Annotated in this window: 13 protein-coding genes; 9 read left to right on the top strand and 4 right to left on the bottom strand. The window is 44.3% G+C overall.

The window, feature by feature from the left end; all coding sequences use genetic code 11:
• Positions 1-266: 266 nt before the first annotated feature.
• Genes ACYRYG_RS10455 through ACYRYG_RS10445 form a run of 3 tightly spaced genes read right to left on the bottom strand, consistent with a single transcriptional unit; the run spans position 267 to position 4,039 of the window.
• A complete protein-coding gene (locus ACYRYG_RS10455; RefSeq protein WP_293422358.1) occupies positions 267-851 on the bottom strand; it encodes a LemA family protein in 585 nt (194 codons plus the stop codon).
• A 44-nt stretch (positions 852-895) separates the two neighbouring features.
• Positions 896-1,720, bottom strand: coding sequence for a TPM domain-containing protein (locus ACYRYG_RS10450; protein ID WP_293418566.1), 825 nt, complete (start codon positions 1,718-1,720; stop codon positions 896-898).
• 12 nt (positions 1,721-1,732) lie between these two features.
• The gene (locus tag ACYRYG_RS10445) at positions 1,733-4,039 is read right to left on the bottom strand and encodes a transglycosylase domain-containing protein (RefSeq protein ID WP_460198113.1); all 2,307 of its coding nucleotides are present in this window, start codon (positions 4,037-4,039) and stop codon (positions 1,733-1,735) included.
• Positions 4,040-4,509: 470 nt separating this feature from the next.
• On the opposite strand from ACYRYG_RS10445, the gene pyrB reads away from it, so the two are divergent.
• The 3 genes from pyrB (at position 4,510) to glyA (ending at position 7,357) form a co-directional block, all read left to right on the top strand.
• Positions 4,510-5,466: an aspartate carbamoyltransferase gene (gene pyrB / locus ACYRYG_RS10440; RefSeq protein WP_293418562.1), complete on the top strand. Its 957-nt coding sequence runs from the start codon at positions 4,510-4,512 to the stop codon at positions 5,464-5,466.
• Positions 5,467-5,490: 24 nt separating this feature from the next.
• Positions 5,491-5,946 (top strand): aspartate carbamoyltransferase regulatory subunit, encoded by a 456-nt coding sequence (gene pyrI / locus ACYRYG_RS10435; RefSeq protein ID WP_293418560.1) that lies wholly within the window; start codon positions 5,491-5,493, stop codon positions 5,944-5,946.
• A 130-nt stretch (positions 5,947-6,076) separates the two neighbouring features.
• The gene (gene glyA / locus ACYRYG_RS10430) at positions 6,077-7,357 is read left to right on the top strand and encodes a serine hydroxymethyltransferase (RefSeq protein ID WP_293418558.1); all 1,281 of its coding nucleotides are present in this window, start codon (positions 6,077-6,079) and stop codon (positions 7,355-7,357) included.
• Between the two features lie 124 nt (positions 7,358-7,481).
• Here glyA and ACYRYG_RS10425 read toward each other — a convergent pair whose 3' ends face one another.
• Entirely contained in the window at positions 7,482-8,300 is an 819-nt protein-coding gene (locus ACYRYG_RS10425) for a DUF5715 family protein (RefSeq protein ID WP_460198110.1), read from the bottom strand.
• 116 nt (positions 8,301-8,416) lie between these two features.
• Here ACYRYG_RS10425 and ACYRYG_RS10420 point away from each other — a divergent pair, with 116 nt between their 5' ends.
• The 6 genes from ACYRYG_RS10420 (at position 8,417) to prfA (ending at position 14,491) form a co-directional block, all read left to right on the top strand.
• On the top strand, positions 8,417-9,430 hold the full coding sequence (locus tag ACYRYG_RS10420) for a PhoH family protein (RefSeq protein ID WP_293418554.1): 1,014 nt from the start codon (positions 8,417-8,419) through the stop codon (positions 9,428-9,430).
• Between the two features lie 72 nt (positions 9,431-9,502).
• Positions 9,503-10,453, top strand: coding sequence for a phosphoribosylaminoimidazolesuccinocarboxamide synthase (locus ACYRYG_RS10415; protein WP_293418552.1), 951 nt, complete (start codon positions 9,503-9,505; stop codon positions 10,451-10,453).
• 63 nt (positions 10,454-10,516) lie between these two features.
• A complete protein-coding gene (gene ubiE / locus ACYRYG_RS10410) occupies positions 10,517-11,251 on the top strand; it encodes a bifunctional demethylmenaquinone methyltransferase/2-methoxy-6-polyprenyl-1,4-benzoquinol methylase UbiE (RefSeq protein WP_293418550.1) in 735 nt (244 codons plus the stop codon).
• A 49-nt stretch (positions 11,252-11,300) separates the two neighbouring features.
• Positions 11,301-12,047: a shikimate dehydrogenase family protein gene (locus ACYRYG_RS10405; RefSeq protein WP_293418548.1), complete on the top strand. Its 747-nt coding sequence runs from the start codon at positions 11,301-11,303 to the stop codon at positions 12,045-12,047.
• Between the two features lie 68 nt (positions 12,048-12,115).
• Positions 12,116-13,282, top strand: coding sequence for an AIR synthase-related protein (locus ACYRYG_RS10400; protein WP_460198108.1), 1,167 nt, complete (start codon positions 12,116-12,118; stop codon positions 13,280-13,282).
• Between the two features lie 96 nt (positions 13,283-13,378).
• Entirely contained in the window at positions 13,379-14,491 is a 1,113-nt protein-coding gene (prfA, locus tag ACYRYG_RS10395) for a peptide chain release factor 1 (protein ID WP_293418544.1), read from the top strand.
• Positions 14,492-14,499: the final 8 nt, after the last annotated feature.

Here is a 14,499-nt window from a genome sequence, read left to right as displayed (position 1 = left end):
GGTTTTTATCCGAAAGCGGTTGCAAAGGTAGTGCTTTTATACGTAACCGCCAAATCTTTTTAGGAAAAAATTAAAATAAATAATACGTATTTCTCCTTTATTGACAAAATAAAACCGGGAAAAAGAAGCTTTGAAAATGCCATATCTGACTACAGGTCAGCACCTTCAATATGACTGATACCCGTATAAACGACACGGTGCACTAGAAACAACATAAAACTCTAAAAAAGAGAAAAACTATCGTCCCCAACAAACCTATCCATCATTCAGATATTCAGTACAGGAGCCTTGTCTGCACCAGAAGCAGCCTCAAACTTCGCCATTTTATCAAACCCGAACATACCGGATAAGAGAACATTCGGCATCCGCCGGATAGAGATATTATAATCCTGGACTGCCTCATTATATTTCTGCCGTGCCTCATTGATACGATTTTCAGTACCTTCAAGTTGAATTTGCAAATCCTTGAAATTCTCACTTGCCTTTAAGTCCGGATAGCGCTCACTAACCATCATCAATTTCCCCAAAGCAGCACTCAACTCACCCTGAGCTGCATCAAACTGTTTCAGTTTTTCAGGAGTCAAGGAAGAAGCGTCCAGAGAGATTTGAGAAGCCTTGGACCGAGCCTCAGCAACTTCCGTAAAAGTAGAATTCTCATGTTTGGCATAAGCTTTGACAACTCTGGTCAGATTAGGCAACAAATCTGCTCTTCGCTGATAGGTAGACTGTACATCTGCCAATGCCGTAGTAGCCGCCTCCTGTTTATTTACCATCCCATTATAAGCCCCAAAGGCCCAAAGAACAATAATCAGAACAATCACTAATGTGATCCAAATACCCTTCTTTTTCATAATTTATAATCTTAATTTATTCATTTACAAAATCACTCTCCTGGTTACCAGCTTCCTCCAGAGCCACCTCCACCAAAGCTGCCACCACCAAAGCTGCCACCGGAGGCACCTCCGCCGCCGAAGAAGCCACCACCTCCACCAAAAAAGAAGGGAGGCGGTCCCCCATGATCATCATGATGTCCTTTATGATGGCGTAAAAAGCGGTTATTCGGTGAGATCAGCCCAAATTGTTCAAGAATCCAGATTACCAGCAAAAAACCAGGATAGCCAAAGAAAAGGAGGATCAGGAAGACCATCACGAAGATATCTTTCCATGAAGTAACTTCTCCTTCATCCACAGTATCTACCCCCGTTTTACCCGTTTTAAATTTATTGTACATCGCCCTGCACGTAACGATAACTGCAGAGTCCGGCAGGTCCTGTTTCATGTTTTGAGCAATGCAAGCACGTCCGATGTCATTACATTCCACATCCGTCAGATCGCCTTCAAGGCCTTTCCCCGGAGCAATAAAATACTGGTGGTCCTGGACAGAAATGACGATCACCAATCCTCTGCGATTTTTCTTATCCCCGACGCCATAGTGATTCCCTACATCCTGAGCCATGCGGAAAGCATCACCATCCTTTACCCGGTTAGCAATAATAAAAACGGTCTGAACACCACATTGATGCTGCAAACGATACAGAATCTGATCCGCTTCTGTTTTAGCATCAGGATTCAGGACCCCATCAGGATCACATACATATTGCGTACGGTCTTCCAAATGTACCATAGGTATCTGGTCTGCTGACCAGACCTTACCCCATATATAATAAGGTAAAGCCGACAGTAGCAAGGCTAAGAACAAGCGGGACAGATTACGATTCATAAATCAAATTTTCTATTCGTATACTTCATCGATACCTTCATTCTGATTATCCTGACTCATGCAAGGATTATATTTAGCCGGGAGATCAAATTTCGCCTTCTGGCTATAGGGGAGAGTTGGATCAGCATACACTTTCTTCATGAACAGCGCCCAGATAGGGAGAGCCATTGTAGCTCCCTGCCCCATTCTCATCGAATCAAAATGAATATCCCGATCTTCACCTCCTACCCAGCAGCCACTGACCAACTGAGGAGTAAAGCCCATGAACCATCCATCCGCATTATTATTTGTAGTACCCGTTTTGGCACCGATTTGACCGGTGAAATGGAAATGATAACGTAGTCTGCCCGCCGTTCCCCCATTGACAACTCCCTGCAAAAGAACGAGCATCTTATTAGCGCAATCGGCATTCATTACCTCATTCATACGAGGCTGGAAACGGGCTATCACATTTCCCTCATTGTCTTCAATCCTGGATACGAACATCGGTGCACAGCGTATACCATGATTAGCAAAGGTCGAATAGGCACTGACCATTTCAGCAACAGATACCTCACAAGGACCCAGGCATAGAGCCATAGAAGGATAGATGTCCGGATTATTGATTCCATAATCATGCAGGAGAGACACAAACTGCCGCGGATTCAACTTGCTCATCAGATAAGCAGAAATCCAGTTGTTCGACTGTGCCAGTCCCCATTTCAGGGTGACCATCTGTCCGTATCTTGCATGACTTGCATTACGAGGGGTCCACCAGCTCCCCCCTACACGATAGGACTGTTGACGGTTAGGAGCCTTGTCACAAGGGGAAAAACCATTCTGCATCGCTAATGAATAAAGGAACGGTTTAATGGTAGAGCCTACCTGTCGGCGGCCTGACGTGACCATATCATACATAAAATGAGTATAGTCTATTCCTCCCACATAAGCCTTTACAGCACCCGTTTTGGGATCCATGCTCATAAATCCTGCCCGCAAGAACATTTTATAATAACGAATAGAATCAATCGGGGTCATCGTCGTATCCAAATCACCATGATAAGAAAATACTGTCATGTCTGTCGGAGTATGGAAAGAGCGTCTGATCTCCTGAGGAGATGCCCCTTCCCGCTTCAACGCACGATAACGGTCACTCTGGACGATCGAACGATTCATAATGGACTTAATCTGAGCACTAGTCAATTGATCAGAGAATGGGGCACTCGGCTTGTGCTGGTTTTCCGTATCAAATGCAGGCTGCAAGAAGTTTGCAATATGCTCATAGACAGCCTCTTCTGCATACTTCTGCATACGCGAATCTATCGTTGTAAGCACTTTCAAGCCATCCGTATACACATTATAAGGAGTCCCATCTTTCTTAAAGTTCTTGTTACACCATCCATAAAGAGGATCACTCACCCAGGCAATGGAATCAAGCACATACTGATCATGATTCCAGACAGGGTAATCATCCAACTGAGGCCGTTTAGCCATCATATACTGGCGTAAGAATTCCCGGAAATAGACCGCCGTTCCATCCTTATGGTCAATACGGTGGAAATTCAACACCAATGGTTGTGCACTCTCCTCAGCATAATCGGCAGAAGACAGATACCCTGCCTTGACCATTTGCTGAAGGACCACGTTCCTCCTCTGTTTACAGCGTTCAGGATAGCGCACCGGATTGAAATAAGATGGATTCTTGCAAAGTCCGATCAGTGTGGCCGATTCATCAAGGGTCAGCGTCTTCGGTTCTTTATTGAAATACACATTAGCCGCAGATTTTATGCCCACCGCATTATGTAAAAAATCAAAATAATTTAAATAAAGCGCTATGATTTCATCCTTCGTATAGTAACGTTCCAATTTTATAGCGATCACCCATTCTATTGGTTTTTGAAATAAACGCTGAGTCGTGCTCTGAGCGGTCTGGGAATACAACTGTTTAGCCAGTTGCTGGGTGATCGTAGATCCTCCCCCGGCATTTTGTTCACCCAGCAGTCCCCTCTTGATAATCGCTCTTCCAAGGGCTTTGAAATCAATTCCGGAATGTTGGTAAAAGCGGACATCTTCCGTTGCGACCAAAGCATGAACCAGATTGATAGACATCTTTGAATAAGGGATAACGATCCTGTTTTCCTTATTTAAATTCCATGTCCCCATCACTTTTCCATCAGCAGAATATACCTGTGTAGCGTAACGGTTAATCGGGTTCTGAAGGTCTGACAGATCCGGCATATATCCAATCCATCCAAACCAAATAGCCGTAAAAGCCAAACTTGAAAAGACCACGACAGTAACCAGTGCGCCCCAAAGAAAATGTATAAATTTCTTTCTCATTCTATATAATTCTCTGTTGATGTTTACCGTGCAAAAATACAATTATTTTCTGAATAATCCACACAGAGCCTAAAATATTAGCAAGTAAGACCTGAATTGATTTCTGAACGACATGGCTCCGATTTAATTCTGGTTTTTCTCATTATATTTCAACAAACATTCTGTTTTATGGAAAATATTTTCTATCTTTGCAAAGGGAAATTTGCATTCGACATCGTTGAGTCTTGTCCCTTTTACAAACATTATGCCAGGCAATATGCTTAAAGCAATCCGAAAGTGGTGATTCAGAATCAATATACGAAAGAACGATTGTTGAGCTTGTCCATAATCACTTCAAAAAGTGAATTGATTGACAAGAGGTATAATAAATTTTCTCTTTTTAAACCTATGGCTTTCGATGCTGACACTAATAGAAGAAAGCCTCATCGTCAGATTATTCTTATATTTTTATTCCAAATGTTTTTGATATAATGGAAAAACATAATTTCGTAACAATTGCCGATCTGTCAAAAGAGAAGATATTATACCTTCTTCAGATGGCACATGAATTTGAGAAGCATCCCAACAGGGAAATCCTTAAGGGAAAAGTTATTGCCACCTTATTCTTCGAACCTTCCACGCGTACACAATTAAGTTTCCAGACCGCAGCTAACCGATTAGGAGCACGGGTCATCGGTTTCTCTGATGCCAAGACCTCCAGTACGACAAAGGGTGAAACTTTGAAAGATACGATCCTGATGGTCAGCAATTATGTTGATGCCATTGCCATGCGGCATTACATCGAAGGAGCTGCGCAATATGCGAGTGAAGTAGCACCAGTGCCGATCATCAATGCAGGCGATGGAGCCCACATGCACCCATCACAATGTCTGCTGGACCTTTATTCGATCCACAAGACCCAGGGGACCTTAAAAAATCTGAACATCTATCTCGTAGGTGACTTAAGGTATGGACGAACCGTACACTCACTGATCATGGCCATGAGACATTTTAATCCGACCTTCCACTTCATAGCCCCTAAGGAACTTGCCATGCCTGAAGAGTATAAGATATACTGCAAGGAACACGGCATCCAATTTCAGGAACACACGGCTTTTAATGAAAAAGTGATTGCGGATGCTGACATTCTTTATATGACACGAGTCCAAAAGGAGCGCTTCAGCGATCTGATGGAATACGAAAAGGTAAAGAACATATACCGCCTGACCAATGACATGCTCAAAGGTGCAAAACCAAACATGAAAGTGATGCATCCATTGCCGAGAATCAATGAGATCGCTTATGATGTAGACACCAATCCTCATGCTTACTATATCCAGCAAGCCAAAAACGGACTCTATGCCAGGGAAGCCATTTTCTGTTATTGCCTGGGAATATCCCTTGACGATATCAAGAATGATGACACTATTATAGAAAGTAAATATTAATATTCAACGCTAAACAAAAAAGTCATGGCAAAAAAGGAAATGTTAGTAGCCGCCATTGAAAACGGTACGGTAATCGACCATATTCCGGCTGATAAGACCTTCCAGGTCGTCAATCTACTGAAACTTCAGGATTTCAGCTCTCCAGTGACCATCGGATATAATCTTCCTTCCAAGAAATTAGGGAAAAAAGGGATTGTTAAAGTTTCGGGCAAATTTCTGTCTGACGATGAAATCAACCGTCTTGCCGTCTTGACCCCTAATGCTGTCGTCAATACGATCAAGGACTACGAAGTAGTGGAAAAGAGGACCGTGGAATTACCAGATGTCCTAAGAGGGATCATCAAATGTAATAATCCCAAGTGTATTACCAATAATGAACCTATGGAAACTGTATTCAACGTCGTGGATAAAAGCAAGGGCATCGTGAAATGTCATTATTGTGACAAGGAACAGGAAATAGACAAAGTGAAACTCCAATAAAAAGGACATTGGTAATTGCAGAAAGTTACAAAAAGTCACTTTAAAGTTTGGATAAGTAAGAAGGATTACCTAAATTTGCAAATTGCATTTAGGCAAAAAGATTTTTAATTTTAAAATAACACTGTACACAATGGAAAGGGATCAAGAGATTTTTGACCTAATTGAAAAAGAGCATCAGCGCCAGCTCAAGGGAATGGAACTGATAGCTTCAGAGAACTTTGTCAGTGACGAAGTGATGAATGCCATGGGCTCCTGCCTGACGAACAAGTATGCCGAAGGACTGCCGGGACATCGTTACTACGGTGGCTGTCAGGTGGTAGACCAGGTAGAAAACCTGGCACGTGAACGAGTCAAGAAAGTCTTTGGTGCAGAGTTCGCCAATGTCCAGCCTCACTCCGGTTCACAAGCTAATGCAGCCGTACTTCTTGCCTGTCTGAATCCCGGTGACACTTTTATGGGACTGAATCTCTCACAGGGTGGTCATTTGTCTCACGGCAGCGAAGTCAACACTTCCGGGATACTCTATCACCATATCGGATACAACCTGAGTCAGGAAACGGGCAGGGTCAACTATGATGAGATGGAAAAGCTGGCCTTGAAATATAAACCAAAACTGATCATTGGGGGTGGTTCTGCATATAGTCGTGAATGGGACTATGCACGGATGCGTAAGATATGTGACGAGGTAGGTGCTATCTTCATGGTTGATATGGCTCATCCGGCCGGACTGATCGCAGCCGGATTATTGAAGAATCCCGTTCAATATGCAGATATTGTAACGACCACCACACACAAGACCCTTCGCGGTCCTCGCGGCGGAGTCATCTTAATGGGAAAAGACTTTGATAATCCTTGGGGGAAGACTACTAAAAAGGGAGTTGTTAAGAAAATGTCTGCTCTTCTCAATTCTGCCGTATTCCCTGGTGAACAAGGTGGCCCCCTGGAGCACGTGATCGCTGCTAAGGCAGTAGGATTCAACGAGAACCTCCAGCCTTCATGGAAAGACTATGCTTCACAAGTGAAGAAAAATGCTTCCGTACTGGCTGATGACATGATGCAGCACGGTTTCGATGTCGTCAGTGGCGGCACGGACAACCATTCAATGCTTATCGATTTCCGCTCTAAATATCCGGATCTTACCGGAAAAGTAGCTGAGAATGCTCTTGTAGCAGCAGACATTACCGTAAACAAGAACATGGTTCCCTTTGACACACGGAGTCCTTTCCAGACCTCTGGCATCCGGCTGGGAACAGCAGCCATGACCACACGTGGTGCCAAAGAGGACATGATGCATCTCATTGCAGACCTGATTGATGAAGTCTTGAAAGATCCGGAAAATGACCAGGTCATTTCAAGGGTCCGTGAGAAAGTCAATAATACGATGACAAAATATCCCCTCTTTGCTTATTGATCTATCATAAACTTTGGGGGAACAGGACATCACTGTCTCTCCCGCTTATAAATAAGGCCCGAGACAATTACGTTTCGGGCCTTATACTATATTCTTCCAACATGCAGAACTGTCCATACGGTGTTTATCTCACCGTAATATGAAAACATCCCTGGTTGATCTCATACTTGATAAAACAACGGTTATGCTTGTGCATATCGTTGAGCACTTCACTGAGCACCCACTTTAAAGTATCATTCCTCACCTTACGGCGATTTTCGCCAGGGGCTTCAACTGTCCGATAACGATTATAGCTGACATCAAAGGTTGTACCATACATGTGGCATGAATGCTCCGTGGCATTCCCATTATGACTTCTCAGATTCTGGACATCCTCCTTACTTCTCATCACGCTCGTCACGATAATCTGATGCAAAGGGATGCCTTTCAGTTGTAAACTGTCATAATAGCTCCGTCCGATATCCTGCAGAAGAATAGCAGCCCGGGGCACCAGATACGGAATGCTGGAATGGAGAGGTTCAATATAAAAATACGGATTGCTTCCTACATATACAAGTTTGCCCTTTTCTTTCATGGCTGTCTTGCGATTTTCGACCGGTTTCACCCCCCATCTACTGGCAGAGACAAGTTGGGTATCATTCTCATCCGCGAAAGTATTCTGGAAATCAGGAACGCTGATGATACGATGCTTTGCCAAGGACCCGTCCGGATTAAAGAACATCGTGAAAGCAGCCGAATCAACAGGTATACACGAATTTCCTTCTTTCTGATCAGAAGAAAGGGAACGGGCAAAGGCCTGCGAATCCCGTGCGATAGAATCATTACTCCGTTGATGCTGGCTGGATCGCATGACCCCCGGAAAGATCAATCTTACTAAAAACAAAAATAAGACGACAGACATAAAAACTCTCGTATATTTCTTTTTTGAAATCTCCATCTTCATCTCTCGAATAATTTAATCGCAAAAGTACAAAAAAGAAGAGATATAAAAGAGGCGTTTCACTATTTTTTTGTAACTTTGCAGTGTTATTATAAGGCAAAAACCGTTAAATAAAAACATTGATAGAGAAGCATATCATTTTAGAAGATATTGATCCCGTAATTTTCTATGGGATCAACAATTGTCATCTTCAGATGTTCAAATCACTCTTTCCCAAATTACATATCATGGCAAGAGATAATGTCATACGTATTCTTGGAGATGAGGATGATCTGTCAAAAGCCGAAAAGGATATAGAGACCATGCGCAAGCATGTTCTCAAGTATAATACCATCAAAGACGAAGATATTTTAGACATCGTCAAGGGTCACAAGACCAAGGAAGACCTTATTCAAGGTGTACTCCTATATAACATTTCAGGAAAGCCCATCAAGAGCAGAAGTGAGAATCAACAGAAATTAATTGATGCCTTCGGCAGGGATGACATGATCTTCGCTGTAGGGCCTGCGGGTACAGGGAAAACTTATCTGAGCGTTGCTCTGGCGGTCAAGGCTCTGAAAGAAAAAACGGCAAAAAGGATCATCCTCAGCCGTCCTGCCGTCGAGGCAGGTGAAAAACTCGGATTTCTCCCGGGAGACATGAAGGACAAGATCGATCCTTACCTGCAACCGCTCTATGATGCCTTAGAGGACATGATTCCCGCAGCCAAACTCCAGGACATGCTGGATAAGCATATCATACAGATTGCTCCTTTGGCTTTCATGCGAGGGAGGACGCTCAGTGATGCTATTGTCATCCTGGATGAAGCGCAGAACACCACTCCTCAGCAAATCCGTATGTTCCTCACGAGGATGGGATGGGATACAAAAATGATCATAACAGGTGACCTTACTCAGATAGACCTTCCGAGAGAACAGCGAAGTGGCCTGATAGAGGCCTTGAGGATTCTCCGTGGTATAGAAGGTATTTCTGTCGTCCAGTTAGGGCAAAGGGACATCGTCAGGCACAAATTGGTCACCCGGATTGTCAATGCTTACGCAGCTTATGACCAGAAAATGGAAGAAATAAAGAAAGCGCGGAAAGAGGAATGCCGAATCCCTTATTTTGACTCGGACATCAAGACAAAAAACTAATATTCAGGAAGCGGGATTCCCAAAGCATGGACAGGAGAGCTTTATACGGTTGTTAGTTTAAACTTATATATAATGAAAGCTTTAACCAGAACTGATTTCCATTTCGATGGACAAAAAAGTGTTTACCACGGAAAAGTACGTGACGTGTACAACATCAATGACGACTTGATCGTAATGGTCGCTACGGACAGAATCTCAGCTTTTGACGTTGTCCTGCCAAAGGGCATCCCTTACAAAGGACAAGTCTTAAACCAGATCGCAGCCCGGTTCCTGGACCTCACAAAGGACATCTGCCCGAACTGGAAACTTGCCACTCCTGATCCGATGGTGACGGTAGGACTGAACTGTAAAGGATTCCCGGTAGAAATGATTATCCGCAGTATCCTCACAGGAAGTGCATGGCGTGCTTATAAAGAAGGATGTCGTGACCTTTGCGGCGTAAAACTCCCCGACGGGATGAGAGAGAACCAGCGCTTTCCTGAGCCAATCATCACTCCGACGACAAAGGCTGCAACAGGCCATGATCTGAATATTTCGAAAGAGGAGATCATCCGGCAAGGCATCATTCCGGCAGAGGACTACGCTATCCTCGAAGACTGGACCAGAAAACTTTTCAATCGCGGCCAGGAGATCGCTGCTCAACGTGGATTGATCCTCGTAGATACCAAATATGAATTTGGCAAACGCGACGGACAGTGCTATCTGATTGATGAAATTCATACCCCTGATTCCAGCCGCTATTTCTACGCCGATGGCTATCAGGAGAAATTCGAAAAGGGAGAACCACAAAAACAACTTTCTAAGGAGTTTGTCCGCCAATGGCTTATCGAACATGATTTCATGAACCAGCCAGGTCAGAAAATGCCTGAACTGACCGACGAATTCGCAGAAAAGGTCAGCGATCGCTATATCGAACTCTATGAGCATATCATCGGAGAAAAATTTGATAAAGCTGCTGAAGAAGGAAACATCGCAATGCGTATAGAAAAGAATGTAAAGTCTTATCTGGCTTCACGCAAATAGTCATGATCACAGACCCGGAGTGCTCTCTTTTGCGCCCCGGGTTTTTGTAACCTTTCAAGAAACATGTATCAGCAGGAAAAAATAAAGCCGTACGGGAAAAAGGGAGAAAAGGGACAACTCGTAGAGGAGATGTTTGACCGGATTGCTCCTACTTACGATACCCTCAATCACCGACTGTCCTGGAAAATTGACAGGAGATGGCGGAGAAAGGCTATTCAGAAACTGATCCCCTATTCTCCGGAAAAGATCCTGGATGTTGCAACAGGAACGGGCGACTTTGCTGTTCTTGCAGCCAAGATACTCCATCCCCGGGTCCTCATCGGATCGGATATTTCCGAAGGAATGATGCAGATCGGACGAAAGAAGGTAGATCAAGAACATCTGGAAGACATTATTTCTTTCAAGAAAGAAGACTGCATGAATCTTTCTTTCGAGGATTGTACCTTCGATGCGGTCACAGCAGCATTTGGAATCCGCAATTTCCAGAACCTTGACCGAGGATTAAGCGAAATGTGCCGGGTACTGAAAAGGGGAGGTCATCTGAGCATTGTAGAACTCACTGAACCTGTAAAATTCCCGATGCACCAACTCTTCAGAATCTATTCGCATACTTTTCTGCCCGTATATGGCAAACTCATTTCCAAGGATTCCGGCGCTTATCATTATCTCACCAGAACCATAGAGGCCTTCCCCCAGGGAGAGACCATGATGAATATATTAAAAAAAGCAGGGTTTTCCGAAACCGGTTTCAAACGACTTACTTTTGGAATTTGCACACTCTATTTTGCCAAGAAATGAAGACAGATCAAGCATCTATTCACGATATTTAAAATAAGGAATAAGGCTTATGGATAAGTATGGACTAATCGGATACCCTTTAGGGCACTCTTTCTCAAAGAACTATTTCAATGAGAAATTTCACAATGAGAATATTGATGCCCAATACATCAATTTTGAAATCCCCGATATTGGAGACCTACCGGAGATTGTTGATTCCAACCCGGAACTGAAAGGGTTCAATGTGACAATTCCCTATAAGGAAAAGGTAATCAGTTACTTAGATTATATCAGTCCAGAGGCCCGGGCCATCGGCGCTGTAAATGTCGTGAAAGTTGAACACAAAGGCAGTCATGTCACGCTAAAAGGATTTAACAGTGACGTGATCGGTTTCACCAAAAGTATCGAGCCCCTGCTGGAGAAATTTCATAAGAAAGCCTTGATCCTCGGTACCGGAGGGGCATCAAAGGCCATCAACTACGGGTTGAAATCTTTAGGATTGGAAAACATATTCGTATCCCGTTTCCAACGCCCGGGTACAATCCAGTATGAGCAGATCACTCCGGAAATGGTTCAGGAATACAATGTGATTGTCAACTGTACCCCCGTGGGAATGTATCCTCATGTGGATGAATGTCCTCAACTCCCGTATAAGGCCATGACTACCCGTAATCTGCTCTATGATCTCATCTATAACCCAGATGAAACATTGTTTATGAAACGAGGGAAAGCTCAAGGCGCAAATGTCAAAAACGGACTGGAAATGCTGCTCTTGCAAGCCTTTGCAAGTTGGGAATTCTGGAATGGCAAAGAATAATTGACTGTCTAAAAGACAAAAGTTTAAAGATAAACATTCATCAAAATAAAGAATTATTCAATAACAAGATGACGAAGGACCGTTATATGATGCGCGGCGTTTCCGCTGCAAAAGAAGATGTGCATAAGGCTATCAAGAATATTGACAAGGGCGCTTTCCCTCATGCTTTTTGCAAGATCATACCAGACATTTTAGGAGGTGACCCTGATTACTGTAACATTATGCACGCTGATGGAGCAGGTACAAAATCGTCTTTAGCTTACCTGTACTGGAAAGAAACCGGTGATTTAAACGTCTGGAAGGGCATTGCCCAGGATGCGATTGTCATGAATACAGATGATCTGCTCTGCGTGGGAGCAGTAGACAACATTCTGGTATCCAGCACCATAGGAAGGAATAAAATGCTTATTCCCGGTGAAGTGATCTCTACAATTATTAACGGAACAGATGAAATCCTGTCGGAGATGAGGAAAATGGGCATCGGCATCTGGCCCACAGGAGGCGAAACAGCCGACGTAGGGGACCTGGTACGAACCATTATTGTAGACTCCACCGTCACCTGCCGAATGAAGCGTAAGGATGTCATTGACAATGCTCATATTCGACCGGGGGATGTAATTGTAGGATTAAGTTCCACCGGCACGGCCACATACGAAAAAGACTATAACGGGGGAATGGGCAGTAATGGCCTGACCAGCGCCCGTCACGACGTATTTGCTAAATATCTTGCCGGGAAATATCCGGAAAGCTATGATCATGCCATGCCTGAAGAACTGGTATACAGTGGCAGATACAAACTGACGGATCCGGTTGACGGGGTCCCGGTAGATGCAGGTAAACTGGTTCTGTCACCTACCCGCACCTATGCACCTGTCATCAAGAAACTCCTTGAAGAGCTCCGCCCCGAAATTCACGGCATGGTCCACTGCACTGGTGGAGCCCAGACGAAGGTCCTCCACTTCGTAAGCGAAGACTGCAAGGTGATCAAAGACCATCTCTTCCCGGTGCCCCCCTTGTTTAAAATGATACAGGAATGCAGTGGCACTGACTGGAAGGAGATGTATCAGGTATTCAATATGGGACACCGGATGGAGATCTATGTACGCCCGGAGATCGCAGAAAAGGTCATTGCTATCAGCAGGTCTTTCCACATAAATGCCCAAACGATCGGTCATATCGAAAGGGGACCGCGCAGTCTGACCATTCAGTCAGAATTTGGAGAATTCCATTACTAAGACCCTCTGTTCCCCTCCCTATCCGATTACAGAAAAGACAAATCTATAAGTTCTCGGTTCATGCCGATAATTAAGTTTAAGAAATAAAGAAGCATAATGGCTGAAAGAAACAGTATACTTGAAAAACTTGAAGGATTAGGCAACCGATTTAAAGAAATCAGTACGCTCATCACAGATCCCTCAGTTATCGCTGACCAGACCCGCTATATCAAACTGTCCAAAGAATACAAGGAGTTGGAAGAGATCATGCAGGCACGCAAGAAATATATAGCCTGCCTTGATGCAATCCAGGAAGCAAAGGATCTCCTGGCAAATGAGGATGATCCGGAAATGAAAGAGATGGCCAGGGCTGAATTGCAAACTAACGAAGAGCTCCAGCCTAAACTCGAAGAAGAAATAAAGCTGGATCTCGTTCCCAAGGACCCCGAAGACAGTAAAAACGTTCAAATGGAAATCCGTGCAGGCACGGGTGGTGATGAAGCTGCGCTCTTTGCCGGTGATCTCTTCAACATGTACAAGAAATACTGTGACAAGCGGGGCTGGAAAGTCAGTATTATGAATTTCTCTCCCGGTACCGTCGGCGGATACAAAGAAATTGTTTTTTCTGTCAGTGGTGACAATGTCTATGGCACCCTGAAATACGAGAGTGGCGTCCACCGTGTCCAGCGTGTACCCGCCACAGAGACACAGGGGCGTATGCATACCTCTGCGGCCACCGTAGCCGTATTGCCAGAGGCCGACAAATTCGAAGTGCACATCAACGAAGGAAGCATCAAATGGGATACCTTCCGGTCAAGCGGTGCCGGTGGACAGAATGTGAACAAGGTGGAATCGGGGGTCCGCCTCCGCTATCCCTGGAAGAATCCGAATACGGGAGAAGAGGAAGAAATACTGATCGAAAGTACTGAAACGCGGGATCAACCTAAAAATAAGGAAAGGGCCCTTGCCCGGCTACGTACGTTCATTTATGACCGTGAACATACTAAATATGTCAATGATATTGCGAGCAGGCGCAAATCCCTGGTCTCCACCGGTGACCGCAGCGCCAAGATTCGGACTTATAATTTTCCCCAGGGTCGTGTGACTGATCACCGTATCGGTTACACCACACATGACCTGCAAGGATTTATGAATGGGAACATCCAGGACATGATTGACCACCTGACCGTAGCTGAAAATGCAGAGAAATTAAAGGAAAGTGAACTGTAAACACCACT

The sequence above is a fragment of the Segatella asaccharophila genome (genome assembly GCF_054687055.1).
Note: the sequence above shows the minus strand (reverse complement) of the source record. Positions and strands in the feature narration are given on the sequence as shown.

Coding starts and splice junctions, on each gene's coding strand:
- ACYRYG_RS10455 (WP_293422358.1), bottom strand. CDS start 851: ATGAAAAAGAAGGGTATTTGGATCACATTAGTGATTGTTCTGATTATT.
- ACYRYG_RS10450 (WP_293418566.1), bottom strand. CDS start 1,720: ATGAATCGTAATCTGTCCCGCTTGTTCTTAGCCTTGCTACTGTCGGCT.
- ACYRYG_RS10445 (WP_460198113.1), bottom strand. CDS start 4,039: ATGAGAAAGAAATTTATACATTTTCTTTGGGGCGCACTGGTTACTGTC.
- pyrB (WP_293418562.1), top strand. CDS start 4,510: ATGGAAAAACATAATTTCGTAACAATTGCCGATCTGTCAAAAGAGAAG.
- pyrI (WP_293418560.1), top strand. CDS start 5,491: ATGGCAAAAAAGGAAATGTTAGTAGCCGCCATTGAAAACGGTACGGTA.
- glyA (WP_293418558.1), top strand. CDS start 6,077: ATGGAAAGGGATCAAGAGATTTTTGACCTAATTGAAAAAGAGCATCAG.
- ACYRYG_RS10425 (WP_460198110.1), bottom strand. CDS start 8,300: ATGAAGATGGAGATTTCAAAAAAGAAATATACGAGAGTTTTTATGTCT.
- ACYRYG_RS10415 (WP_293418552.1), top strand. CDS start 9,503: ATGAAAGCTTTAACCAGAACTGATTTCCATTTCGATGGACAAAAAAGT.
- ubiE (WP_293418550.1), top strand. CDS start 10,517: ATGTATCAGCAGGAAAAAATAAAGCCGTACGGGAAAAAGGGAGAAAAG.
- ACYRYG_RS10405 (WP_293418548.1), top strand. CDS start 11,301: ATGGATAAGTATGGACTAATCGGATACCCTTTAGGGCACTCTTTCTCA.
- ACYRYG_RS10400 (WP_460198108.1), top strand. CDS start 12,116: ATGACGAAGGACCGTTATATGATGCGCGGCGTTTCCGCTGCAAAAGAA.
- prfA (WP_293418544.1), top strand. CDS start 13,379: ATGGCTGAAAGAAACAGTATACTTGAAAAACTTGAAGGATTAGGCAAC.